At 56.3% G+C, this 24244-nt stretch carries 20 protein-coding genes; 3 read left to right on the top strand and 17 right to left on the bottom strand.

Annotated features, from left to right (window positions below; translation table 11 throughout):
* Position 1: 1 nt before the first annotated feature.
* Positions 2-544, bottom strand: coding sequence for a TRAP transporter small permease (locus ACR0K5_RS04135; protein ID WP_170670146.1), 543 nt, complete (start codon positions 542-544; stop codon positions 2-4).
* A 92-nt stretch (positions 545-636) separates the two neighbouring features.
* Positions 637-1623 carry a TRAP transporter substrate-binding protein DctP gene (dctP, locus tag ACR0K5_RS04140; protein WP_480628450.1) on the bottom strand — a complete coding sequence of 329 codons (987 nt, stop codon included), beginning with the start codon at positions 1621-1623 and terminating at the stop codon, positions 637-639.
* Positions 1624-1761: 138 nt separating this feature from the next.
* Here dctP and ACR0K5_RS04145 point away from each other — a divergent pair, with 138 nt between their 5' ends.
* Positions 1762-2418 carry a GntR family transcriptional regulator gene (locus ACR0K5_RS04145; RefSeq protein WP_480628451.1) on the top strand — a complete coding sequence of 219 codons (657 nt, stop codon included), beginning with the start codon at positions 1762-1764 and terminating at the stop codon, positions 2416-2418.
* A 417-nt stretch (positions 2419-2835) separates the two neighbouring features.
* On the opposite strand, the gene ACR0K5_RS04150 is transcribed toward ACR0K5_RS04145, so the two are convergent.
* From ACR0K5_RS04150 to ACR0K5_RS04185, 8 genes are all read right to left on the bottom strand, one after another.
* Complete coding sequence (locus ACR0K5_RS04150; protein ID WP_480628452.1) at positions 2836-3840, bottom strand: ABC transporter ATP-binding protein; 1005 nt, start codon at positions 3838-3840, stop codon at positions 2836-2838.
* A 1-nt stretch (position 3841) separates the two neighbouring features.
* The gene (locus ACR0K5_RS04155) at positions 3842-4837 is read right to left on the bottom strand and encodes an ABC transporter ATP-binding protein (RefSeq protein WP_480628453.1); all 996 of its coding nucleotides are present in this window, start codon (positions 4835-4837) and stop codon (positions 3842-3844) included.
* Positions 4834-5748, bottom strand: coding sequence for an ABC transporter permease (locus ACR0K5_RS04160; protein ID WP_480628454.1), 915 nt, complete (start codon positions 5746-5748; stop codon positions 4834-4836). Before ACR0K5_RS04160 ends, ACR0K5_RS04155 begins: the two co-directional genes overlap by 4 nt.
* Complete coding sequence (locus ACR0K5_RS04165; protein WP_480628455.1) at positions 5741-6682, bottom strand: ABC transporter permease; 942 nt, start codon at positions 6680-6682, stop codon at positions 5741-5743. Before ACR0K5_RS04165 ends, ACR0K5_RS04160 begins: the two co-directional genes overlap by 8 nt.
* Positions 6683-6741: 59 nt before the next feature.
* Positions 6742-8304: an ABC transporter substrate-binding protein gene (locus ACR0K5_RS04170; protein ID WP_480628456.1), complete on the bottom strand. Its 1563-nt coding sequence runs from the start codon at positions 8302-8304 to the stop codon at positions 6742-6744.
* Between the two features lie 978 nt (positions 8305-9282).
* A complete protein-coding gene (locus ACR0K5_RS04175; protein WP_480628457.1) occupies positions 9283-9894 on the bottom strand; it encodes a transmembrane anchor protein in 612 nt (203 codons plus the stop codon).
* Positions 9895-9906: 12 nt separating this feature from the next.
* Positions 9907-10623, bottom strand: coding sequence for a HupE/UreJ family protein (locus tag ACR0K5_RS04180; protein WP_480628458.1), 717 nt, complete (start codon positions 10621-10623; stop codon positions 9907-9909).
* A 49-nt stretch (positions 10624-10672) separates the two neighbouring features.
* Positions 10673-11032: a hypothetical protein gene (locus ACR0K5_RS04185; RefSeq protein WP_480628459.1), complete on the bottom strand. Its 360-nt coding sequence runs from the start codon at positions 11030-11032 to the stop codon at positions 10673-10675.
* 628 nt (positions 11033-11660) lie between these two features.
* Between ACR0K5_RS04185 and ACR0K5_RS04190 the strand changes: the two genes are divergently transcribed.
* Entirely contained in the window at positions 11661-11966 is a 306-nt protein-coding gene (locus tag ACR0K5_RS04190) for a DUF6538 domain-containing protein (protein ID WP_480628754.1), read from the top strand.
* Between the two features lie 16 nt (positions 11967-11982).
* Here ACR0K5_RS04190 and ACR0K5_RS04195 read toward each other — a convergent pair whose 3' ends face one another.
* The 5 genes from ACR0K5_RS04195 to ACR0K5_RS04215 all read right to left on the bottom strand — a co-directional run bounded on the left by ACR0K5_RS04195 (position 11983) and on the right by ACR0K5_RS04215 (position 21156).
* On the bottom strand, positions 11983-13719 hold the full coding sequence (locus tag ACR0K5_RS04195; RefSeq protein ID WP_480628460.1) for an adenylate/guanylate cyclase domain-containing protein: 1737 nt from the start codon (positions 13717-13719) through the stop codon (positions 11983-11985).
* A gap of 71 nt (positions 13720-13790) precedes the next feature.
* Complete coding sequence (locus ACR0K5_RS04200; protein ID WP_480628461.1) at positions 13791-15260, bottom strand: flavin-containing monooxygenase; 1470 nt, start codon at positions 15258-15260, stop codon at positions 13791-13793.
* Between the two features lie 863 nt (positions 15261-16123).
* The gene (locus ACR0K5_RS04205) at positions 16124-16687 is read right to left on the bottom strand and encodes a response regulator transcription factor (RefSeq protein ID WP_480628462.1); all 564 of its coding nucleotides are present in this window, start codon (positions 16685-16687) and stop codon (positions 16124-16126) included.
* Positions 16688-17005: 318 nt separating this feature from the next.
* A complete protein-coding gene (locus ACR0K5_RS04210; RefSeq protein WP_480628463.1) occupies positions 17006-17644 on the bottom strand; it encodes a hypothetical protein in 639 nt (212 codons plus the stop codon).
* On the bottom strand, positions 17641-21156 hold the full coding sequence (locus ACR0K5_RS04215) for an AHH domain-containing protein (protein WP_480628464.1): 3516 nt from the start codon (positions 21154-21156) through the stop codon (positions 17641-17643). Before ACR0K5_RS04215 ends, ACR0K5_RS04210 begins: the two co-directional genes overlap by 4 nt.
* 4 nt (positions 21157-21160) lie before the next feature.
* Between ACR0K5_RS04215 and ACR0K5_RS04220 the strand changes: the two genes are divergently transcribed.
* Positions 21161-21382 (top strand): hypothetical protein, encoded by a 222-nt coding sequence (locus ACR0K5_RS04220; RefSeq protein WP_480628465.1) that lies wholly within the window; start codon positions 21161-21163, stop codon positions 21380-21382.
* On the opposite strand, the gene ACR0K5_RS04225 is transcribed toward ACR0K5_RS04220, so the two are convergent.
* Complete coding sequence (locus ACR0K5_RS04225) at positions 21379-22581, bottom strand: hypothetical protein (RefSeq protein WP_480628466.1); 1203 nt, start codon at positions 22579-22581, stop codon at positions 21379-21381. The two genes, ACR0K5_RS04220 and ACR0K5_RS04225, sit on opposite strands and share 4 nt — an antisense overlap.
* Before the next feature lie 43 nt (positions 22582-22624).
* A complete protein-coding gene (locus ACR0K5_RS04230; RefSeq protein ID WP_480628467.1) occupies positions 22625-24220 on the bottom strand; it encodes a hypothetical protein in 1596 nt (531 codons plus the stop codon).
* Positions 24221-24244: the final 24 nt, after the last annotated feature.

A 24244-nucleotide genomic window follows, 5' to 3' on the forward strand; every position in this document is an offset into this window, starting at 1 on the left:
TTTACTCCAGTCCGAAGGGTTTATCGATGCCAAGCAAGACGGCGACGAGGTCAGCGATTAGTTGCAACAGTAGCAGTCCAAAGCCGACCGGAATTGACAGGTAGGGAATCCACAGGCGCACACCCCATACGGTGTCGGATTTCCAGCCACGCTCCCACGCGAAGTGCCAATACTCGTAGCCGTAGAACAACATGACCGAGACGATGGCGATGGACAGGACCGAAGTCAGGATTGCCATGAAGAACCGCGCGCGCGGGGCCAGTGAGATCGGGATCAAGTCTACGTTCACATGCCCGCGCAGGCGCTGCACATAGGGCAGACCAACCAGCGTGGCGGCAATCACCAGATAGATGACCGCCTCGGTCTGCCAGATGGTCGATTGATTCAGCACGAAGCGCACGATGATCATCTGGCATGTGATGGCGACGGCGGCGACGATCATGCCTGCGGAACACCATCCGGCCAGAGTTGAAAGCGCAGCGACAAAGCGAAGGAAGGGATTGTTCCCGGTATGGGAAGCAACGGCGGAGCTATGGCCAGCCATTTGCGCCTCCTGTGATTGAGATGCAATTAAGTCTTAAGATCGGAACTGAGATCAGGTGCCGGGCGGCAGCATGACCGCCCGACCAAAGTGGGTCACTCGACCGCCAGAGCCTTGTCCAGCAGGTCCTGCCCGTCAGGAACCTCTTCCACGAAGGCTTTGTAGGATGTTTCCATCGCAAGCGCGCGCCAGGCTTCGAAGTCTTCTGGTGTCATTTCGGCGATTTCGACGCCAGCCTCTTCAAAGACCTTGGCTGAGTTGGCATCCTGTTTCTTGGCCTCTTCCAGATAGTAGGCCTGTGCCTTCTCAGACGCGGCCAGCAGTGCGGCCTGCTGATCTTCATTCAACCCGTCGAAAGTGGATTTGTTCATCAGTAGCGGCTGATACATGAACCACAGCGCCACATCGCCCGCCGGGGTATAGCAGCTGACTTGTTCGTAGATGCGATAACTGACAAAGGAAGAGGACGAGGTATTGGCAGCCTGAAGAACGCCAGTCTGCATGGCATTGTAGATTTCCGATGACGCCATCGACGCGATCGAAGCATCCGCTCCGGCCAGCATTTGCTCAAAAGACTTACCGGCCGCTCGGGTTTGCAGGCCCGCGACGTCTTCGGGTTTGGTGATGCACTTGTCTTTACCGGCAAAACCACCCGCCAGATAGCCGTGGACCAGAACCATCACATCATCTTCGGCCATCTTGGCCTCAAGCGCGTCCATGAAGGGCGAGTCGGCCAGACGCGCAGCGTGATCGTGGTTTTTCACCAGACCCGGCATCAGGGTCAGGTTGTAAGCAGGCTGCTGGCCCCCCGCGTAGCTGAGCGGCAGAACTGTCATGTCCAGCTGACCGCGGCTCAGCGGCTTGTACTGCTCGCGCGGTTTGAACAACGATTTCGAGCCGAAAATCTTGATTTCCAGATCGACGTCGGCCGCGGCAACCTCATCGGCCACGATCTGGGCGACCTGATGACGGATATCCTTGTTCGACCACTGATGCGAAAGGCGCAGCTCTTCTGCAGACCCCAGTGTGCCTGCGGATGCAAGCGCCAAAGCAGCGACGGCTGTTTTGAACATGGCTTTCATTTTCTCCTCCCTTTTTCAAACCCGGTCTTGCCGGGGATGAATAGGAGCATAGGGCGGTTATGTTTTTTAAGTCAACATTTTTGTATACAAGATTTGGTTTCTTGAGTTCTCACTCGATCGTGAGTAAAACAGAAACCTATGGACCAAAGACTTGCCGACACCATTGCTCAGGATCTGGAAGAGCTGATCTTTGACGGGACATTTTCAGATGGTGACCGTCTGGACGAAGTTAAGCTGGCCGAGCAATTCGGTGTCTCCAGAACGCCACTTCGAGAAGCATTTCAGAGGCTTGCCCTATCGGGGCTGGTCGACCTCATCCCGCGCCGGGGGGCTTTTGTCCGACAGCCCGGACCTGTGGAACTGATGGAAATGTTCGAGGTCATGGCCGAGCTCGAAGCCGTTTGCGGCCGGCTTGCCGCTTTGCGTATTTCCGATCAAGCCTTGAAAGACCTCACTGACGCCAACGCGCGATGTCAGGAGGCCGTCGATGCCGGTGACCCTGACTCTTACTATCTGGAAAACGAGCGTTTCCATCGAATCATATACAACCAGTCTGGCAATTCATTTCTGGAACAAGAGGCGTCCAAGCTGCACAGACGGCTCAAACCCTTCCGGCGACAACAGCTTCGGTTTCGGGGTCGCATGGCACAGTCGATGTCCGAGCATGAAGACATTGTGCGCGCGCTCGACAATGGCAATCCCGAGGAAACGGCAAATGCGCTTCGAGATCACGTCGCGGTACAGGGCGAAAAGTTTCACAATCTGATGGCCTCTTTGAAGAACACATCGGAATAGCTCCCTTTACTGTGGCCTACCCAAGTCTCCGATTTCTCGGTATGTGCGCTTCAAGTCGATATAAGTATGGGCTACACGCTGCTGAAAAATTTGCGCTGGCCGAGAATGGGCGCTCGAAAAGTAAGATAGCAACGCTCCAGTCTCGCTTTGCTGCCACACCTCGTTCCGCTCGCTGCGAGTATCAGGCTGAAACGGTGTCACCACTCGCGCCCGGAGGAATTGATACGTCGGGGCCAAGTCTGCTCAACGAATCTTCGGCTGTTCGATGTGATAGGCAAACCGAACATGCGGCATAAACACGAGACGGGTGACAAAAGCTCTGTTCTCGTGCACTTGGATAGTGATCAACCGTTGATAGGCTGGAGTTATAGAAACCCCGGCCCATCTAACGCCAAGTTTTCCAATTGGCTCAGTTTTTCACTCGCGTTGCCCTAAAAGGTCAACTGTTTCCATAAGCTCCTCCGCTGGCCCCGGAAAATGGCATGCGACAGCATGGTTGGTATCCAGTTGTTCCAGAGCGGGACGATCACGACGGCAGCGATCCTGCGCCCTGCGACAGCGGGTCTGGAAGCGGCATCCGGACGGCGGGTCCATCGGACTGGGCGGATCGCCTTGCAACACAATGCGCTGCCTCTCTGCCTCAACGCGCGGGTCGGGTGACGGAACGGAGGACAGAAGTGCTTGCGTATAAGGATGCTGAGCGTTGCCGAACAAGGTTTCGGTTGCGCCCATTTCCATCACCTTTCCCAAATACATCACTGTCACATCGCTGCACATCTCTCGGACGACGGCCAAATCATGAGAGATCATTACCACCGTTAACCCAAGCTCCTGCTGCAAGGAAACGAACAGTTTCACGATCTGCGCCTGAATCGAAACATCCAAAGCCGAGAGAGGCTCATCACAGATCAGAATCTCCGGCTCCAGCATTAAGGCACGGGCAATGGCCACACGTTGTCTCTGACCGCCGGACAAGGACCTTGGCAGGCGTTCTCCAGCGCTTTCCGGCAATCCTACCAAGTCCATCAGCCGGGCGATACGTTCGCGCCTCTCCTTGCCGCCGATACCATGTATCGATAGCGGCTCCTCCAGCGACTGATACACGGTTTGACGACGGCTCAGCGCACCCAGCGGGTTCTGAAACACAAACTGCATTTGTCTGGCTAACGCTTTGCGGTCTCTTAATCCGGTCTCCAAATCCTGACCCAGTATGCGTACACCGCCGGAAGTCGCAGGTTGCAGCCCAACCATCGCCCGCGCCAGCGTGGTCTTGCCACAGCCGGACTCACCGACGATCGCATGAAAGGCACCGCGTTCGACGGTCAGGTCCACTCCATCCACCGCCCTGACCATTCTGTCCGGACCACTACCCGGAAAATGAACCTTGAGTTCTCGCACCTCGATTGCAATTTTATTGTCCATCTCAGGCCCTTTCCAATTCTGCCTGTGCCACGTGGCAAGCCGTGATATGGGTCTCGTCGCCGAGCACTGGCATCAGAGAGGGGCGACTAACTGCGCAAACCGGCAATACACGCGAACAACGCAGATCGAATGGACACCCGGTGCGTAGCTTAGACTGATCAGGGGGGGAGCCGGGGATGCCTTCAGACACTTCACCCCCACTGGCGCGTAGGTCCGGGACCGAGGCCAGCAGACCTTGCGTATAGGGATGTACTGGTGCGGTCAGCACCTGAACCACAGTTCCACTTTCAACCACACGACCGGCATACAGCACCGCCACCCGATCTGCGACCGAGGCGACAACGCCGATATCGTGAGTGATCAATACTACCGCAATATTCTCCTGCTTTTGGATGTCCTTTATCAGTTCCAGAATCTGCGCCTGTACAGTGGCGTCCAGCGCCGTGGTGGGTTCGTCCGCGATCAACACCCGGGGATTGCCTGCCAAAGCCAGCGCAATCATCGCGCGCTGCAACATGCCACCCGACATCTCGTGCGGATAACGGTTGTAACGATCTTCAGGGTCTGGAATGCCGGTGCGTCTTAGCAGCCCCAAAGCGATTTCATAGGCCTTTGCCTTGTTAACGCCCTGCAACCGCATTGCTTGCCGCATCAATTGCGGGCCGATCTTCTTCATCGGGTTCAGGGCCGAGATCGGATCCTGAAACACGACACCAAAGTTGCGACCACGCAGATCGGCCAGAGCTCGATCTGACTGTCCCAGCAGAGATTGCCCGCCGCAGACGGCTTTGCCTCGAATATCTACAGACACACCCTCGGGCAGCAAACCCAACGGACCCAATGTCAGTACGGTCTTGCCCGACCCGCTTTCGCCGACAATGGCCAGTATCTCACCCGGCATCACTGCAAGTGAGGCTGTGTCAACGGCCCGGACCGAGACCTGCTCTGTATAAAGATCAATCACCAGATCCTCGATTTCAAAAACGGGAGCTGTCATGTCTTGGCCTCCTGCGCTTGAATGTCTGTCTCTTCGTTGCGGCGCAATCTAAGCAGCTTGCGCAGGCGACGCGGGTTCAGTGCACGCGGCACCTTTTGCAGCGCAAAATGCTCACCCAGAAGGTTAAAGCTGACCACAACCAAGGTCAGTGCCAGACCGGGCGCGATGACAAGGCGCGGATACTCCTCAAGATAGCTCATCCCGTCGACCAGCATTTGCCCCCATTCCGGCGTGGGAGGCTCTACCCCCAGCCCCAAGAAGGACAGCGTGGCAATCGCCAGCACCAATGCTCCGGCATCAGCCGAAGCATAAACAACCACCAGCGCCAGCACATGCGGAAGGATGTGGCGCGAGAAGATACGTAGATGGCTTGCACCCATCATACGCGCGGCTTCGATGTAGGGCTGGTGCAATTCGGACGCGACAACAGAGCGGCTCATCCGCGCATAGTTCGCCCACCAGGCCAAGGTCAGTGCCGCCACCATCGACCAATATCCGGGTCCGAAAATACCGATGAGCGCCAGCGCCATAATCAGGCTGGGGAGCGAAAGAACGATGTCGATGATACTGATCAACACCAGTTCGACCTTTCCACCGACATAGCCAGCGAACGATCCGATCACGACGCCGATCACTAACGCGAATGACAGCACCATGGACATAGCCACCAGAGACACCCGCGCCCCGTGGATCAACCGGCTGAGCATATCGCGACCCAGATAATCGGTGCCCAACCAATGAGCGGCGCTCGGGCCCTGAAGGATCGCGCCGTAGTCTTGTTTGGTTGGATCGTAGGGGCTCAGCGCGGGGCCGAATACAGCAACGGCAACGAAGAACAGGACCGGCATCAGCACCAGCCAGGGCCACTTTGTCGGTTTACTTTTGCGGACCCATGATAGAAGGTTATGCATTTTTCTGCCTCCGAATACGCGGGTCGATCAGCATGCAGATGAAATCTGCAATCAGATTGATGAAGACGAAAAAGATGATGAAGAGCAGCAGGATCGACTGCATCGAAATGAAATCGCGGAACCGGATCGCTTCGATGAAAAACGCACCGACGCCTTTCAGCGCAAAGACTGTTTCAACCAGGATCGCACCGATCATCATCAGAGCAAGCTGCGCACCGAAAGTAGTAAGGTAAGGCACAGCGATATTGGGCAAAGCTTCCCGCAGTAGTACCCCGGATCGACCGTAACCTTTTGCAAACCCAGTTGTTGCGAAGGGACGCGACATCACTTCTTGCAAACCTACCCGCACGACACGGCTGAGAACGGCGCCAGGGAACATGGCAATGGTCAGGCAGGGCATCAGCCACGAACTTGCACCGACTCCGCCAAAGGCGGGCAGCCAGCCCAAAGTCACCGAGAAGACTATGACCAGCATTGCGCCTACAAAAAAGTTGGGACTCGAGGCCGCCAAAAGTGCAAAGGCACGCAGCGCGCGATCGACGATCCCGCCATTGCTGATGGCGCCTGCTACCCCGATGCTCAGCGACATGATCAGGGTGATGATGCCACCCCAAAACATCAGCAGGCCGGTTACCGGCATCCGTTCGGTGAACTCCTGTGCAATCGGCTTGCCAGTTCGGAGCGAGTCTCCGAGATCGCCGGTTGCAGCAGAGGCCTGCCAGCGGCCATAGCGCAGCGGCAGCGGGTCATTCAGGCCAAGTTCATCTTCGATTTGTTCAACGAGCTCAGCACTGGCAGCGGGCCCGGCAACGCGTTCGGCGATCAGCGCGGCCACGTTTCCAGGGGCCGCGGAGATCATCGAAAAGGTCAGCGCAGAGGCCGCCAGTATCATTAAAAGTGCCAATCCCGCGCGGCGGGCAAACAGCTTCAACATGTCGGTTTTCCTTCATCTCTGACCCGGACACCTCTGCCCGGGCCAAGACATCACTCAGATCAGTTCAGATTGATCCCAGCATGTGGAATGTCATAATCAGCGGCTGGCAGAGCAAAGCCGCTGACCCGCGATGAATGTGCCCAAAGGCGCTGAGGTGCCACCAGAGGTGCTACAGCCGCGTTTTCGAGCAGCCAGGCGTGGATCTCTTGCATCGCTGCACCGCGGTCTTCCCCGCCGGTTTCCAACGCTTTAGTGACAATAGGATCCAGGTCGGGATGTGCATAGAACTTCCCATCAGGTCCGCTGTCGACGTTGCTCAGGAACAGGTTGGCCAATGTGCCGTGTGGATCGTAGGGCGCACCATAGGTTGCCATGAAGGTCAGGTCGTATTCGAAACCCGGGCGGCGTTCGTGGATTGTGGCATTGTCGACCGAAGAGACCGTTACCTTGATACCACTTTCCGAGATCATGCCCTGCACCATTTCGGCCAAACGGCGGGAACCGGGCAGCGCCTCGTCTGACACCATCAGTTCAAGCTCGAGCGTCTCACCGTCCTTGGTCCATCCTCCGCCGGATTGCTCCCACCCAGCCTCTGCCAGCAGGGCTTTGGCGGCATCGATGTCGCGTGTCGGGATTTCATTTTGATCGCCACTGTCGGGGATCACGCCGGGGAACACATTGTTGATCGGATCTGCAAACCCTTCGTACAGCACAGCAACAATGGCATTGCGGTCAATCGAGTCTGAGATTGCCTTGCGCACACGTTCGTCCTGCAGTTTGGAAGACTTTGGCGAGAAGGTCAGCGAAACACCGGTTGTACCCTGCTCGGCCACGACGGTCGCTTCACCCGCTTTTTCCATCGCACGTGCGCGGCGCGGCGAGAGCGGTGAAACCCAATCACCACCAATGACGTCCAGATCACCCGAGCGCAGACCATTCGAACGCGACAACTCGTCTGGAACGACTTTCAGGTCAATACCTTCAAACTTGGGCGCATCCCCCCAGTAATGCGGGTTTGGAACCAGCTTGGTGCCAGCATTGTCATTTTCGATCACCATCCAGGGGCCAGTACCAACTGGCGCTGTTTGTTTGGCGTCACCATCCGCTGCATTCGGCGATAGGAAGCGAACCGGGCGGACAATACTTAGCTCTAACAACGCCACTGGTACGGGGCGTTTCAGGTTAATGATCAGGCCATGCGTGCCGTCAACTTCGATCGATTCCATCGCGTCTGACACGCCGATCCAGCTGAAATCGTCTTTACCCATCCAACGTTCCAGGTTCCATTTCGCGACCTCGGCGTCGAAGTCGGTACCGTCGCTGAATTTGACGCCCTCGCGGAGTTTGAAAGTCAGGGTCTTTCCATCATCAGATTCAGCCCATTCTGTTGCGAGGCTGGGCTGCAAGACACCATTGGGGCCGTAGTGCACAAGCGTGTCGAATACGAGGCTATACGTACTGAGCGCCGAAACATTGGTCAGCAGGTCCAGATCTCCGGCCTCCTGCGCGATGGCGATTTTCAGCACTTTGTGACCGTCAGCGAGCGTCAGGTTAGGAAGCACTGAAAGGGTAGCGGCGCTCGCGGCGCTCAAAAGCGCGGCACGACGAGTAAGGGTGAACATTTTGAGTCTCCAAACTGTTGGTTCAGAAAGCTGGCGTCGAGGCGCCCAGCTTCAGATGTGATTATTGATTGCGCGTAGCGAACCCGTCGGGCGAGCACGCGATAACCAGCACGACGGAACGCCGGGCCGACGCAATGCACGGAACTATCCGTGCTCAATCACCCAAGTTTTGGAGGATGGAAGATATCTGCGGAGAGCTCAAAAACCTGCGAGCTCTGGGATGACAAGCCATCCATGGACTGGAACTCACCTACAATTGCCACCGCAAACGACGGAAAAACAAACGGTACATCATGCACGTGTGTCGAACTGTGTTTAGCAGATGGTTTTGGTAGGGTGTTTTTTCCCTCGTCAGACGTTTCCGTGCCCGGAAGATGAGCCGCGTGGCGAGATGCGAATTGCGCTCCCAATCCGGTCGGTTTTGGAGCGGTTTTTTCAACTGCCTCAGATTGCCGAACAGTGGATGGGTCCGTATGCACATGGAACCCGGACGAAAAGGAAACGGTCAGGCAAATCAGTAGCAGCCCAAGAAACACTGTACGAGCTTTGTCTAAGACAACCCGCATACCGAAGCATGATCTTGCCCCTAAGCGTTCTAACCGTGCGACCAATTTAACTCCCATCTACAGGCGGCTTGGAGGTGAAGTATTTACCTTTCACATGGACAGCCTATGGACGACGGGCAAACGCGTCCAATACTATCTTTTATTATTATGCTAATTTTCATTATGTCTACACTTTTTATTTTAATTTAGAACAACAGGGGAATCCGGCGCTCTCAACACATTCAGGCTCTCTTCAAATGGGCCCGTGAATCTACCCATATTCCGGACAACAAACAGGTCTGTCAGCAATGATCCCGATGGGAGTTTACCCAATAGTCACAAGGCCTTTCCCGATGGAACGAGCTGAATTCAAAGGGAAGAACAGCCAAAAAGCGGCCGTCGCGCAGAAAACCTGCGCGGCGGCTTGCTTTGTTTAATCGACAATCTCGCTGTAGTCGCCGCGGAGCTGTACTATCACGGATACATCGCCGGAGTCGCGGTTGCGCCAGAACCAGCCATGCTCACCGGCAAAGGCCGCTTCAATGGTACCTTCAGCACCGGTCGATCCGCGCCCCTTTTCATAGGTGATCGACTGTCCGCCGCCGTGGCCATGCAGGTCGAAGTTCACCCGACCGCCTGTCACAACCATACGATACTCAGCCGTCGCACCTTCCTCCATGACCAGCTTCCACTCAGCCGACTCTCCAGGTGTGAGAGTAAAGCTGGTTTCATCCTGCCAGACCTCGGCTTCTTGCGCATACGCCGACCCGACAAAAAGGCCAAGAATGTCGTTCAGCAAGCTCGACTGATCCTGGTTTTCAAGTTGCCGGTCGGCTTCGGCCTCGTCTGCAAGTTGCGTTTTGATTTCACCCATCTCTTGCAGCCCGAGCACACGGCCCATTCCGGTCAGGTCGATCCCGTATTCGGCCGGCAGAACCACCGTGACAAGAATTACAGCGGCGGACGCGCCTGCAATGACGGTCGAGCGGATAAGTTGTGCCGAGCTTGGCAGTTCCTCAAGACTTGGTCTTTCTGTGTTGAACATGATTGAACTCCTTTACGCGGCGACAAAATAGCCGGTGATCTGATACCCCATCAGGATGAACCCGAGGGTCATCATGATGACGTTTACGCTGTAAGCTTGTTGGAAGAAGTTCGGGCTTTTGCGCCAGAACCCCATGACGATAAGTATGATCGCAAGGGCCGTGAGCTGGCCAAGTTCCACACCCACATTGAACGCCAACAGATTGGCAAGAAGCCCTTCTGGCGCGATATCGTAGTCGAGGATTTTGGTCGCGAGGCCCATGCCGTGAAACAGACCAAAAATCAGCGTTGCGGCTTTGGTATTTGGCTGGAATCCCAGCCAGCGTTGGAACGCGCCAAGATTATCGAGCGCCTTGTAGACGACCGAAAGGCCGATAATCGCGTCGACAATGTACGCGTTTACGCCCCAGCCGAACCACACTCCCAACAACATTGTCGTCGAGTGACCGATCGCAAAGAGGCTGACATAGATGCCAACGTCCTTGGCCCGATAGAGAAAGAACACGACGCCAAGCAGGAACAGGATGTGATCGTACCCTGTAACCATGTGCTTGGCCCCAAGATACATGAAAGGGATGATGTTCACGCCCCAGATTTCCTGGATGTAGCCTGCATCGCCTTCGGTAACGTTATGAGCCAGCACCTGAGACGTGCTCAACGCCAGATTGGTTATGATGAGGGCCAGAAAAAGCGTCGCGCGCCTGTCCAGACCTCGAAGGATAAGATTCATGGATGATCTCCGTTGTTATGTGATGTCGAAAACCCCGATTGGGGCGACGTCACACGCGCGGAGGTCGCTCTATACTGTTGTTCCTGAAAGGGCCGCCCGGCACACTGTCGAAGGCCCAGTCATCCGGGAGCGAGGCCAGTGACAGCGCATCGCCCGATTCCGGTATAACCATCTGGCTATGGTCATGATCAGCGCCATCATGACTGTGTCCGTGCATAGCCCACAACAAATCTTCTTCAAAGCCGTGGGTATGCCCGTGTTCCGCAATTATCTGCAAATGCTCCTGCACGGTTTCGATTACCGTCGGAGCATGGCCCGAGTTTGGCTGAAGCGACCACACGATCAAAGACAGGCAGACCAAAGCTGCCATCGCGTTTTGCGTATATCGCTGAACTGCCCTCACGCTCACAGGTGCCTCTGCGGACTTGTTGTATCCCCTCCCGGGGGTTATCTCGACTTATATGGCAAAACCACAAATACACGCAAGCCACCCGGCGCTCATCGCCCGGCTGAAACGCGCCGAGGGGCATTTGCGGTCAGCAATTGAGACTGTTTGCATTCTTTTGAACCTCGGTATGAATGAAGAGTTTGGACAACACAGAAAATCTAAGTGGTTGGTCTTGGTCTGAATGGCTGCTTCGGAAACAACGTTTCGAGTGTTTTCGATTGCGGCGAAGGTCTGTTTCCCGCCCGATCCCGCGCAAATCGTATGACCGGCGAACTCGCTAACGTCCAAAAAGTCAAAAGCAGAAAAGTGAGGCACAATATTGGACACAAACCAATTTCCGAACACTACCCATTGACCCTATTTCCTTTATTTTGTTAATTTTCAATATGTTGACAAAAAATCCTACCACCCCAGCCATAATCTTCCAAAATCCAATGAAATCAAAAGGCGAAACCTGCCCCTGACATGCCGTGTGTCACAGTCCTCAGAAACTGTGACACAGAGTGTAACACATGCCATTGCGAGCTATGCCCGCAAGCGTGTCGACTCGTCCCGTCGAAAACCCAAACACTGCGCCGGTCCCTACCTTATGCGAAGGGGCCGGTTTTTCTATTTCCGCAAACGCCTACCGAAGACCCTAACAAACTTACAAACAAACCCATTTCTCTGTTTTTCGTTGCGAACCGATCTCCCGCGCGACGCCGTGATGCGCGCCGCAAGGCTCCTCGCGGTCTACGAGCAAAAGGAGATCGAAATCGTGGACATGCTGAAAACAACTACCCTGGCCCCCGCCGATGCAAAGGCCCTGCTGACCGAAGCCCTTCGGGCGGAACTGGCCCGGATTCTCATCGAGCAGCAGGGCACAGGCTGCTTACATTTGATTACCGGCAGCTGATCAACAATTGCTGGCGCTAATCAGGAATGCCTGCGGCTGCCAGCATCGTGTAATAGGCGCCATAGATCTCCGGCTTTGCAATTGAGATACGAGCGCGCATTTCCCGAAACATTGAAACGCTAAAATCGGGTTCCCGCGACATGTGTATACGCGCGAGTTCTTTAGCTCGACCCACATTGCCCAGGGCCATCTCCGCGACAAGCTCGTTCAGGCGGAATACAGTCACTGTGTTATGAAATGCACGCATTTTTTGAGCGGTTTCTTTGAGACCGCGCCAGTTCTCTTCTGCAATTTGCGATAGGCTAATTCCCATATAGACCCGGTAATTCAGCGGGTCATTTGGATTGAGTCGGAGAGCTTCCCTGGCGTGAGCTTGTGCCGTTTGCGCTTCGCCCATCAGGCCGTGCAACAAACAGCTGGAACCCCAGGCTGACACGCAGTTTGGGCTTGTCTCGACGACTTGGTCCACCAGTGACAAGCCGTAGGCCGTGTCTTCCGAGAGAAACGCCAGTACGTAACCGGCATAGGCCTGAGCTTCCAAGTCAATGTGCGATGCATCCAGTGTCTCACGTGCCAGCTGAACTGCGTAGTCAAATCGGTTGTTGCTTGGGCGCGTGTCCGAATTCCAAAGCAAAGTTCTGATCCAGCCTCGAAGGGCGCTGGCTAACGGGTACTCACTTGAGAGCGAGAGAGCTTTTGACAGTTGGTCGTCTGCCTCAGTGAAATTGAACCTGTAGATCGCTGCCTGCGCTCGCAGGAAGTGATCATATGCTCCTAGCGTATCCGGGCGCTTGTGGGCAGAACGATCTATCTCAGCCTGCCTTATGCCCGGTGCAATTGAAGCTACGACGGCCTCGGTCACCTGATCTTGGAGATCAAAAATATCGTCGAGCTTGCCATCGTATCGATCCGCCCAGACATGCGCCGTGGTTTCCGCATCAATCAGCTGCCCAGTCACACGCAACCGATCACCAGCTCCGCGAACAGAACCCTCCAGCACGTAGCGGACACCAAGCTCGCGACCGATGCGGCGCACATCAACCGAAAGTCCTTTGTAAGAAAAAGAAGAGTTTCGGGCGACCACGAATATCCAGGGCACTCTGGATAAGCTGGTAATAATGTCTTCGGTAATACCTTCTGCGAAATAGTCCTGTTCTGCGTCAGACGAAAGATTTTCAAACGCCAATACGGCCACGGAAGGTTTGTCAGGACGAGACTGAGCCGCTGGGCGTGCAGTTACGAATGAGGTCTGTACTGAGTAGGCCGTCACAGGGCGCGCAATATTCTTCAGGTACTGCGGCCCCAGTTCGGTGAACGAAACATCGACTTTACCTATAACCTCTTCGTAAACCCGCCCTGATACGATGATACCTCCGGGAGGGGCCAGACCTTCCAGCCGGGCTGCAATATTGACGCCGTCACCAAGAACGTCACCGTCGTCATCAAAAACATCACTCGCATGAATTCCCATACGGAATTGCATTTCCGGGCTTTGCCCGCGTGCCGCGTTCCGCTCAACCATCTGACGCTGCATCGTTTCCGCACACGTTATTGCGTCAACCACCGAGGGAAACTCGGCAAGAAATCCGTCACCGGTTTTCTTGAATAGCCGTCCGCCATTCAAGCCGACGTGCGGTTCCAGCGCTCTAAAGTGGCCCTTGTACGCGTGCAAAGTGGCTTCCTCGTCAGCACTGACAAGCGCGCTATAGCCAACAATATCAGCCGCAAGTATGGCTGCCAGGTGTCGCTCCAAACAAAAATCCTCCCGCGTATCCATTGTGAAGGAGTGTCAAAGAGATACTAGGGGCTTCGCGTATAAATCGCTCAGACCACGTCTCGGAAGTCGGCGGCACGATAAGGCACAATCAGTTCAGAAATTGGCGCCAGGATACCGCGCTTGCGAAGCGGGTCCGCACTCATGTCGAGTAGGAGTTCATCGTGATAGTGGCACATGTGAAGCAGAAGTGTAGCGGAACGTGCTGGCCCTTCTGGCATCCAGGATTGTTTCCAGGACTTGAGCGCATCGATTTCGCTTTGCATGGCCGCAGCATCCGGTAGGAGCACGCGACCTGCAACTACTTCCGCAAGCCATTTGGCCTGAAGCGCGTAGGTCGTCACACTCATGAAGGAGGACGCCCGCCCCACGAATGCAAGGTTTGGCACCGAGGGGTGCAGGACATGGCGGTATAAATAGAACCCATCCGGCCCATCATCCAATGAGTTAAGGATCGACTTCGGTAGATATGGGTAGCCGGTCTTCCAGCCGGTGCCGAAGACCACGCAATCGACCTCAAGAGAATCCCCATCTGCAAGGTCGATCCCGTTGGAAGAGAATGCACTCACACCTGTTCGATGTGCAGAAATCTCACCTGATCGGATAAAGTCGATCAGACCCGGACGTGGAACCATGGTCACTTCCGTAAATGCGTCGAATTCGACAGGCGTCTCTGGCATCAGGGTCTCACCACGTGCGATTTGTGTTCGCAATCGTTGCTGGGTGCTGAGCAGCAGTTCTACGACACGCCAGAACAGCCAGGGCAACGGATATCCTATTGAGTGGATTGCACGCACGATTGGGCTGGGTTTGACATACGGAGGGATCAGGGCTGCAACAAGGCGCGTCAGCATTCCCCATTTGAACGGAAGAACGCCCAGCAATTTGCGTGGAACAGGCCAGTGTGCTGTTCGGAAAACGAGGTGAATCTTATCAGCAGTATCCACAGCCGAACCCGCTATGTCTGTCGCACTTTTTCCGTAGCCGATTACAGCGACACGACGGCCTTTGAGTTGCGATATGTCTTTAATTTCGCTCGCGTGAAGGACTTCTCCTCCAAAATCTTCACGTTTGGGAATGTTCGGGACATTTGGTGTCTCTGAATAGAGCCCGGCTGCAACGACAACGAGACCAGCCTCAATACTTTCAGAACTTTCGGAACCCTCAACCTCAAGTGACCACCGGTCACCTTTGCGCTCAATCATGGTGACGCGGGTGCCTAACCGTAGGCACTCTCGAATTCCGAAATGATCGCAATAATCCTCCAGATACTCCCGAAAGACCGGCCCCGGAGTGAAATGAGACGCTTCTTCGGAAAGCGGAAAATCCGGGAACTCGTACAGGTCCTTTTGCACCTGAACGCCAAAATCGTGGTAGCCATCAGCCCAGACGCCGCCTAGGTACGGGTTTCGATCAAAAACAGTGCAGTGTATGCCAACCCTTGTCAGGCATTTTGCAGTAGCAAGCCCGGAAACCCCCGCACCAATGACAGCGGCGGTTTTTACTTCCCCTACTATCATACCTCAGTTCCCTGTCGCAAAATTCGCGATAAGCCCAAGAGAACGACACCCAGAAGCCATAGCGCCAGAACATAGGCACCGAACACAGTCCAAAGCGCCCATGTCCATAGGCCTTGCCAAATTGTCTTGGCTTGATTTAACCCGGTCTGACTGAGGCGAGAACGCAAAATGAACAACATATTGAGTAGCCCTGTCGCCGCGCCAATTGCTGTTCCAATCCAAAAGAAATCGCCCATAACAGCCCCCCAAAGGCGGTATCAGGATATCACGAAATCACAGTTTTAGATAGCAAGGCGGCCATTGGCGCTTTTGGAATCAGAAGTCGTCGCTGCCGTCATAGCCCTGAGAACCTTCACAAAACCAGCCGTGCAAATCCCATCAAGTAGGCTCTTAGCTTGCCCGCTTGCTCCTAGATTGTTGCGACAATCTTGTCCAAGAGCCTCTTGGGGGAAGTGGTGCCGTGGCATTTGGTAAGGAGATAGGTGTCGGGAAGGTGAACGCCGCCAAACTTTGCAAAATCTGCTTTCTGCGCAATGCTGCCGCTATTAAGGCTTGGTGCTGCAAACGCGGCGAAGGTCTGCTTGGCGACCTGCTCTACCGACTTTGTTCAGTGGCGGAAATTCTGCTTTCTCCCTACGCAGTGGCAGTGGAGCGGCCGCTTCGGGCTGGTTATCGGTCGAATGCTACCTCAGATTTCTGTGCACACATAAGCGGTAGGCAAACACGTGTTATCAGCAAACGCGAAGAAGCCTGCGCCGTAACCACACGACTTAACATAACGGCCCTAGACCGGCGTTGCGTGGATACTTCCCAACCCCTCCTTAGCCATTCGGTCATCAAAGCCGAAGGGTGACTGTCCCGTACTAGCCGGAGTTCGATGACCCGGGTGTTGGGTGCGTGTGTCCCATCAGTTCGCTCCGGTGAACATGCTGAAATACCGCCGTACGCCGCGAAAGGTTGAACTTCCCCAGGATAGAGCGCACGTGGTTTTTTACAGTACCGACGCTTCGGTTTACTTCAAGCGCGATTTCCTTGTTGGTCATGCCGTCGCAGATCAGCGCACAGACCTCGCGCTCGCGCCGGGTGAGGCAGGCCACAGTATCCGCGTCCTGCGCCGGTTCCGGGCGGGCCGAGAGGGCGCGCATCAACCCGGCGGCCACGCGCGGGTGCACCAATGCCTCGCCCCGTTCCGCCGCCCGCACAATGCAAACCAGTTCTTCAAGAGAGGCGTCGCGCGGTACGACTGCCGTACAACCGATCCGGGCACAGTCCAGCACGTCTCCTGTGGCGGTTTCATCGATGGACAGCCCAACAAGGTGACGGTTGTTCAGGCCACGTGCCAATTGTTGCACCGCCAAACGACCTTCCGGATATGCAAGATCGACAAGAGTGCTGGATGCGTCCAGCCTTGCCGACGCCGAAAACACTTGGTCAAGTTCAGAACAATAGTCAGCAGCTTCAACCCGCGCATGGGCCGCAAGGCTAGAAGCCAGGCACTGCCCGAAGAGTCCGTTAACTGAATAGACAAGGCAACGCATCGCACCACCCTGAGGGAGAAAAAATTTGGCCAACATGGCCAGCGAATCAAAACAACTATGAAGATTATAACACGGTTCAGGCAACGCATAGAAAACGACAGCTGTCGTGAAATCCCAGTTAAAGAAATTCACACCTTTTGTTGCACCGAGCACTTTTTCAGATGACTTCACCTCGAATGTCGTTTTGAAGGGCGTGTATTGCTCGTTCTATCGAGGGCGCGGAGGGTAATCTCCGATGGGTTCGAACGCTGTACCGACGATGCCGGCGTCTTGAAGCGCATCCGCTGCATCAGAAGATACAAAGTCAAGGACCGGAAATGCAAAAAGCCGAAACAGCGGTGGGAAACCACCAGATACATTTGTCAGTTTCAAATAGTCCAGCCGATCTACCAGCGTTGGATCGTACTCGCTCACCTCATACTTCGATTTCTCCCAGTCAAAAGCATCGATCTGCGTAAGCAGTTGAACAGCAGAAAATCCCTCAAGCGTATACTGAGCGTCAGGTTTTTCGTCACCTTTCAGTATTTTGCTAAGCGGCAGGCGATTATCAAGAAAGACAATTGGAATTTCTTGGTGCTCGAATTCGTCAATGCCCTTTAGTATTTGCAGCATCCGTGTCGACATTATCGGCCAACGGACGTCGTTTTCAGGGAAATCGATTTTCCGAATTCTTTCTATGTCGCCAGCGAAGTACACGGGCTTCGGGGCCTTTAAAGGCTGGGTTTTGGCGAACCCGATCGCACCTACCCAATCTGGATATTCCACCAAGCTTGCAACATGAAGCTCATCCCCGAGCAATGAGTAATCTCGGTCCAAAATCATCGCTTCGCGGGTCTTTGACGTCATTCCATACGGTCCCAATTCACAATCTCACGGCGGAGGTCATTCTGAACAGATACTATAGGAGGAGTAAGCTGGCGAGCATCGACCGCACTAAGTGCGATTGTGCCTCTGCGGGTTAAGCCAAGCTCCTTGGTATCGAGCTGTGTTTCTACATAAGAACTCCACTTTGGGTGCGAACCTCTGTGTACTGGGAGATTGGGCATCAGCTTGGCAGACTCCTCATCTCTCGGTAGATAAATAAGTCCGCTATTTGGACGGAATTTTGGGTCCCCGCGATTCATTGCTTCTTTGGTAAGAGCATGCGATGCCGCGACAGCGAGCGGGATCAAGTGATGCCGCTCTTTCCCCGGTTGTGCTTCGCCAAGTTCGGCTTGCATCTCAGCCTCACTTCTAAGAGCTGCCGCAGGGCTGATTCCCTTGCCAAGCACAATCTTGCCGTCCGCATCGACACCGAGTTGCTGAAGACCATCCGCCACGTTGTCCCGTCGAATGTACGGTTTGTCCTTATTGAAACGCTTGGAGTAGCCAGGTAGATCACCGGGCGGATTGAAGTTTGCGACGGGGGTGCCGACGAAGCGCCTTGCCGCTTCATAGTTTGGCGGGGTGCCATCGCTTTCCTCTTTTTTCTCGCCTTTCTTCTTCTGAGCAGAACTGGCAGTGAACTCATAATCCCAGGTGTCGCCGCCATCTACGACGACAAGCGTCTTGAATACGGGGTGCTCGCGTTTCACCTTGATGGCGATGGCCTCAGCTTCTTCCCGCGTTCCTTCGCCTTCTTTCATCTGGTGCCGCTCGGCATCGTCAATCGCTTCCGTACCTTTCTTGATTTTAATGGCTTTCTCAGGATCGTCGGCATATTGTTCGGAAGGATCGTTCGACGAAGTCTCCTTCTTACCACCCCCAAACAAACCGCCGATCTTGCGGGCGATGCCGAGGCCAAGGTTGATCACCCAATCGATGGCCTTGTTGACGGGGGCCTGGATGGCTTCAATGATTTTGCGGATTTGGTCCGAGATGCCGCCCAAGCCCAGAAGCGAGGCAAGGAAGCCTATGACGACGGGCAGGATGCGGTTCAACGCTCCTTCGACCGCTTGGGCCATAGCCGAGATGTTGCCTGCCACGATCGTGCCAAGCGCGTTCACGATGGCATTGACTGCCGAAATGATCTGCTGGCCCCGCTGTATAAAGAACATCACGATGTCATAGATCATCATGCAGGCCTTCACGAAGGCGCTGGCTGGGTTCAGAAGCCCGACGATCCATTTAATTCCGGCAATCACGATCTTGGTGATGACCCAAGATTTGATCTCTTCGATGATGGCGTCCTTGATGTTGCCCAACTGTTCGAGCAGCATTTCCCAGATTGCAGCCGGTCCTTCGGTAAAGAGCGTTTTCAGGAAATCGACCGCCATCTCGATCTTGGCCACGGTCTCTTCGCCGAGGATTTTCACCGCCCGCGCGCGCACGTTTTCCTTCGTCAACCCAAGGACCTGCAGAACAATGTCAAGGAACCCCATAAGATCGAACTTGTCGGGCAGTTTCAGGCCCGCGCCCTCGAGCGCGCCAAAGAGCCAGCCCATCAGCGCCTGCTTCAGGTTCTCGGCAATGTTGTCGACAAAGCGCTGCAGGCCCGCACCAATCCCCGCGATCAAGTTGGACAGGAAGCCAATGGGATCCTGAATGATCGCTTCGACCACGGCCACGGCGCGGCTCAGGATACCCAGCAGCATGTTCTTGAATTCCAGGACTTTCTGGACCAGACCAACCGTAGCGTCATAGACCCGCTGCCAGACCGATTTCGAGCGCTCGCGGAACTCGGCAGCTGACTTTTCACGCTCCTCAAGAGCCACGCGATAGATGTCGACCATCGCACTCACCACCGCACCGCGGCTGCTTTCAATCTCGCCCTCCAGCGTATCGAAATCAGCGGTGATCGAGGTCGAGGCATCTTCGCCAAACTGCCGTTCATCGTCGGTCAGCGTTTCGTTGATATAGGTGTCGATCTCTTGGCGGCCTTTGGCGACACGATCCTTCGCACGCTGCAGCTCCTGCACGACGAAGGTGGCGACCACGCCAATGCCCTCGTCAACGATGGCGTCATAATCGGCGGTCGCATCGATCAGCGCGGCATTGTATTCGTCGGAATTGTCAAACCAGTTACCGAAGATTGCCGAGAACCAGCCGCCGCCCACCGCGTCATCCATGATCTCGTTGAAGCGTTTTTGCGCGTCGGCGATGGCCTTGTTGAACTTGGTTGCCGCACCCTCCTGCATTTTAGTTAGGATATCCGTCACATCTTGGCGCGTGGCCAGACCGATGGCTTCGATCTCGCGGGTGATTTCGGCCTTGCGTTCGGCAGTGATCTTCGAGGTATCGGCTTGAGTTTGAGCAACGTTGCTGAACTGTTCGGTCCGCGTTACCTGGATATCGGTCAGACCCGTGCCGATCCGATTGGCGGCGCGTGCCCGCGTGGCGCCACGCGCGGCCGCTTCGCCTTCGCGGTAGGTGGCGGGGGCCGCTGCGTCGTGGGCTTGTGCCTCTGACCGTGCGCCGAGGGCGGCGTCGAATTGCGGATCATTACCTCGCTGCAATTGCTCCTGCGTGATATTGTTTTCCGCCGCCAGGGCATCAACGCGCTCTTCATTTGCCGAAGTGTCCAGCGCGGCAGCAGGTGTGGGCGGCGGCACAACCGGGCCAGCTGAGACGGGCGCGGGCGCTTCGCCGACAGCTTCTGGTTCAAGCGGGACGGGCTCAACCGGGGCGATCTGGGCGGGATCGGGCTCGGCCGCGGCTGTGGCGGGCAGGTCACCGGCGGCGGTTGTGGTTTGATCGGAAAGTGCCGTTTGCAAGGGCGCGGCGGCGTCGACCGCCCCGCGTTCGACCTGACGCTCTGCCTGGCTTTCGCTCCGCGGAGGCGGGACAGCTGCGGCCAGGGCGTCTTTCAGCTCCTTACGGAACTCGGACACGTTGATTTCACCAGTTTCCGTGTCATCGGTTGCGGTGATGCCCGCGCGTTCCGCTTCGCGCGCCTGACCGACGGAGGGCACGTTTGAGGATTGAATAGCGTTGTCCGTTGCCGCCCCAGGGGGTTGGTGTGTGGACGCCGCCGAGGCGCGCCGCCCCATGGCGGCAGCGGCAGGGGCCACGGCCTCTTCGGGGCTGGGACCTGCGACAACCTCGGGTTCTTCTGAGGTGGCATCTGCGCTGGCGGCCTCGCCCTGCGCGGGTTCGGATTGGTCGGCAGTCTCGGCAGACCCGGCTTCGGCGGGATCAGGCGGGGCCAGTTCCGGCGCCTCCGAGGCCGCGCCTGCCACCACGTCTTCGGCACCGGGGGAGACAGCTTCGGGGCCTGCCCCGGTCGCGGCTTCGGTTTCGGCTGAGACTGGCACTTCCTCCGCCTCGGTAGCCGACGCCGGTGCGGGGGCATTCGCGACCTCGGCGGCGGGAGGTTCGGCTTCGGGCGCGCGGGGCAGCGGTGTCGGCTTGGCGGCAGGGGTAGACGCTGGACGGGACACAGGCGTGACCGCGTTAGGCAAGGACATCATCCCCGGCGTTGCGGAAGCCGGAACAGCCGAGGCGTTTGCCGGTGTTAAACCACCCGGCCCCTGCCCCGGCGTCCGGCGGAGCGGTTGCCTGTTTCGCATAGCATTGGACCGCCGCGGAGGCGCTGAAGATCGGCGCGTGGTGGTCGTGCGAGCCATGGATGCGCTTTCAGAAATGGGCTATCAAAGCGCGGCTTAGCGCTCGGTCAGCCGGTCCTCCTTGATCTTTTCGCGGGTCCGCGCGAGGTAGTATTCGAGCTTCCCGGCATTGGCCGAAGTGAACACCGGTTTCAACTCGCGCAACTCGGAGCCATGGGTTTCCAGAACGTATTCCAGATGCGGCAAGCTGCGGATGCCCATCGCCCGGAAGAATTTCTGGTGCCCGGCGACGTCGACGATTTCGCCCAATCGGGCATTGATATCGGCGTCCTGCATAGCCATGACCTGGATCAGTTTCTGGGTGTCGTCATCGGCCTCCTTGTAATCGTAGACCCGATCAGGTTCGGATTCGACGGTCGTTACTTTCTCTTCGCAAGGGCCGGGCGGGCAGATGCATTCTATGGGCTTGATGTATTTGCGCTTGCGCACGTGATCGTTTTCGTACCAGTTCTTGTCGTCGTCCTCCTGCCACCGGACGATACCGTGACTGGTGACGTGCACGCAGGCCAACAGCACCCAGCCGTCGCCACAGCAGCAGCACTCTCCGCATTCTTTCAGACAAGTGCATTTGTCGGGCTCATCCGGTGTTTCCCGGAGGGGCGAATGTGTTGAATCGGGCGGGGTTTCGCAGTCCGGGTCCCTGCGCTTGGGCACACAGGCGCAGGTCGTGTCATCGATCTCGAGATCACGCCCGCAATAATGATCGGGCAGTTGATCCGAGGGAAAGCCCTTGATTTCCACGTGGTCCTGCAGGCGCGAGCATTCCAGCGGCCCGTCTGCCGTGCCGCAGCAATCGCCACGCGGCGCTTCCGGTGCCTGAAAACGCCGGATCATGATGCAAACGCAACCACCGACCTTCGGGTCGCAACCGCATGTATCGGGCGAAAGATCGACAAGCATTGGCTTGCACAGTTCAATCGGCAGACCCGAGCAATCCATTGCGGTTCCCTTGCCCACTTCGACCCGGAAACTGCGGTGCAGCGGCAATTTCTGGTCGGTGCCATCAACACAGATTTCGATCTCTTCGGTTTTCCCGCACAGGCCGGGGTCGGGTCGAATTTCGAACCCGCAGATCACTCCGCAGCCATAGACAGCACGGTTGGTCGCCTGCATCAGTTGGACCGAATACAGCATCGCGGCCTTCAGATCTTCGGCGGTCACGATCATTCCGTTTTTGAAGTTGACCGCTTCCGAGGACATGGGCCAGGTCGGGGCCGGTGAGGATGTATGTTTGTTCATCTCAAGGTTCCTTCCATTCGTTTTGGGCCGTGATCCAACTGGATCAGCCAAGGATCAGGTCCGGATCGATCAGATCGGAGTCAGGGCCGCGGCGCCCATCTTGGGACCGGCCATATTTTTGCGGATCCTTTTCATCCACCTTACCGGGGTCGGGGGTCTTGTCGGCGTAGGGTTCGGGCTTGCTGTCATCCGGGTAGGACTCGCCTTTGGGCGGGTCGTACCGTTCATAAGCGTCGTCACAATCCGCGCGGTAATCTTTCCGCTGCTTCGACAGACGAACCGCACTGCGCCATGTGCCGCCGGGCATGGCCTGACCGGCCCGGTCGCCGCAGGGGTCTTTTTTGTCGACCCAGCCCGGACGGGCATCCGGCATGCGACAGCATTTGTCCTGAATCAGGTTGCAGTGCAGCATGAACTCGACACGCGCCAGGTAGCCCCGGTTCGAGCAATCCAGAATTGACGAGGCCGGGTCGGCGATTTCGTGGGCGATCCACAGTTTATCCGGGCAGATCACCACTCCCCAAGCGCATTCCTCATCATCATCTTCGGGGATCACGCATTTATTTTTGTCGAGATGCATGATCTTTACGGGCACCCGGTGGTCCACCCAGTAATAAGGGCGCTCCTGCTGGATGTAGATGTCCATAATCACGCTCATCGGGTGCAGCGTACGGCGCAGAAGCGGCCGCGAGAAGCATATGGTGAAGGCGTCCTTCGGGTCGAAACCTTTGCGATGACAGGCGACGGACCGTTTAGCGAAATCCTCGAAAGGCATGCGATCGTCGTCACTCCATTCCGAGACTTCATAATCGCTCCAGGCGTAGTAATTCACCTTGGAAAGCGGAACGTCGCGACGGCTGAGCAATTCGTACAGAAGCTGGTTGCGGTAGGCGACCTTGCGCTTTCGGCAGCTAGTCACTTCGCCGTCGCAACAGAATTCCACGGGCGGGTGGCAGTCTTTGTCGTCTACCTCGCAAAGCTCGACACAGGCCAGCGGCAACCCGGCTTTGGGATCGTAGCCGACTTTGCCGCAATGGTTCAGTTCCAGCTGTGGCGGGTCCTGGCAGGCTTCGGCCAGATCAAGATCCTTCTCAATTTCCTCGGGCGGAACAAAGCCGTTTCGTTGGCAGATGTACTCCCACCGTTCGATACAGTCTTCGGGCTCGATGTCGGGCATGCAAGGTTGGTCGTCGCAGCATTCGCATTCAAGTGTGAAGCCAACGCAGGTCGAAATCCATTCAGTGCCTTCGTGACACGGATCATAGGCCCGCCCGTGGCCCGAACGTTCGGCGTAATGTACGGACAGGCAGTAAGATCCCGGTTTTTCGGGTTTGCAGCCAAGGAAATCGTCAAGACAGACCCAACCGCCCTTCCAATAGAGCATGCGGCCATATTTATCGAAGCCCAGACCGCAGCCGATATAGATCGCCCCGTCCTTGACCACCAGCAGGCCCGCGTCGTCGGTCTTGAGCTCGTAGCCATGCGCGATGCCGACGCCGTTCATCCCAAGATTTAGTATTCGGGTGCGAACCTGCGCATCATCCTGTGACGCGTTGAGTTGTTCAGCGGTCAGGCCTGTCTTCGGGCGATAAACCGGCAGGCTGGACCAGCAGTGTGCGTGGGTTTTGTCATTGGCCATCGGTGTCTCCTTCAGGAATGCGCA

The organism is Ruegeria sp. AB9 (genome assembly GCF_056542585.1).

Coding starts and splice junctions, on each gene's coding strand:
- ACR0K5_RS04230 (WP_480628467.1), bottom strand. CDS start 24,220: ATGGCCAATGACAAAACCCACGCACACTGCTGGTCCAGCCTGCCGGTT.
- ACR0K5_RS04150 (WP_480628452.1), bottom strand. CDS start 3,840: ATGGACAATAAAATTGCAATCGAGGTGCGAGAACTCAAGGTTCATTTT.
- ACR0K5_RS04160 (WP_480628454.1), bottom strand. CDS start 5,748: ATGCATAACCTTCTATCATGGGTCCGCAAAAGTAAACCGACAAAGTGG.
- ACR0K5_RS04190 (WP_480628754.1), top strand. CDS start 11,661: ATGCGAAGGGGCCGGTTTTTCTATTTCCGCAAACGCCTACCGAAGACC.
- ACR0K5_RS04210 (WP_480628463.1), bottom strand. CDS start 17,644: ATGACGTCAAAGACCCGCGAAGCGATGATTTTGGACCGAGATTACTCA.
- ACR0K5_RS04180 (WP_480628458.1), bottom strand. CDS start 10,623: ATGAATCTTATCCTTCGAGGTCTGGACAGGCGCGCGACGCTTTTTCTG.
- ACR0K5_RS04200 (WP_480628461.1), bottom strand. CDS start 15,260: ATGATAGTAGGGGAAGTAAAAACCGCCGCTGTCATTGGTGCGGGGGTT.
- ACR0K5_RS04170 (WP_480628456.1), bottom strand. CDS start 8,304: ATGTTCACCCTTACTCGTCGTGCCGCGCTTTTGAGCGCCGCGAGCGCC.
- ACR0K5_RS04145 (WP_480628451.1), top strand. CDS start 1,762: ATGGACCAAAGACTTGCCGACACCATTGCTCAGGATCTGGAAGAGCTG.
- ACR0K5_RS04135 (WP_170670146.1), bottom strand. CDS start 544: ATGGCTGGCCATAGCTCCGCCGTTGCTTCCCATACCGGGAACAATCCC.
- dctP (WP_480628450.1), bottom strand. CDS start 1,623: ATGAAAGCCATGTTCAAAACAGCCGTCGCTGCTTTGGCGCTTGCATCC.
- ACR0K5_RS04165 (WP_480628455.1), bottom strand. CDS start 6,682: ATGTTGAAGCTGTTTGCCCGCCGCGCGGGATTGGCACTTTTAATGATA.
- ACR0K5_RS04175 (WP_480628457.1), bottom strand. CDS start 9,894: ATGTTCAACACAGAAAGACCAAGTCTTGAGGAACTGCCAAGCTCGGCA.
- ACR0K5_RS04225 (WP_480628466.1), bottom strand. CDS start 22,581: ATGAACAAACATACATCCTCACCGGCCCCGACCTGGCCCATGTCCTCG.
- ACR0K5_RS04155 (WP_480628453.1), bottom strand. CDS start 4,837: ATGACAGCTCCCGTTTTTGAAATCGAGGATCTGGTGATTGATCTTTAT.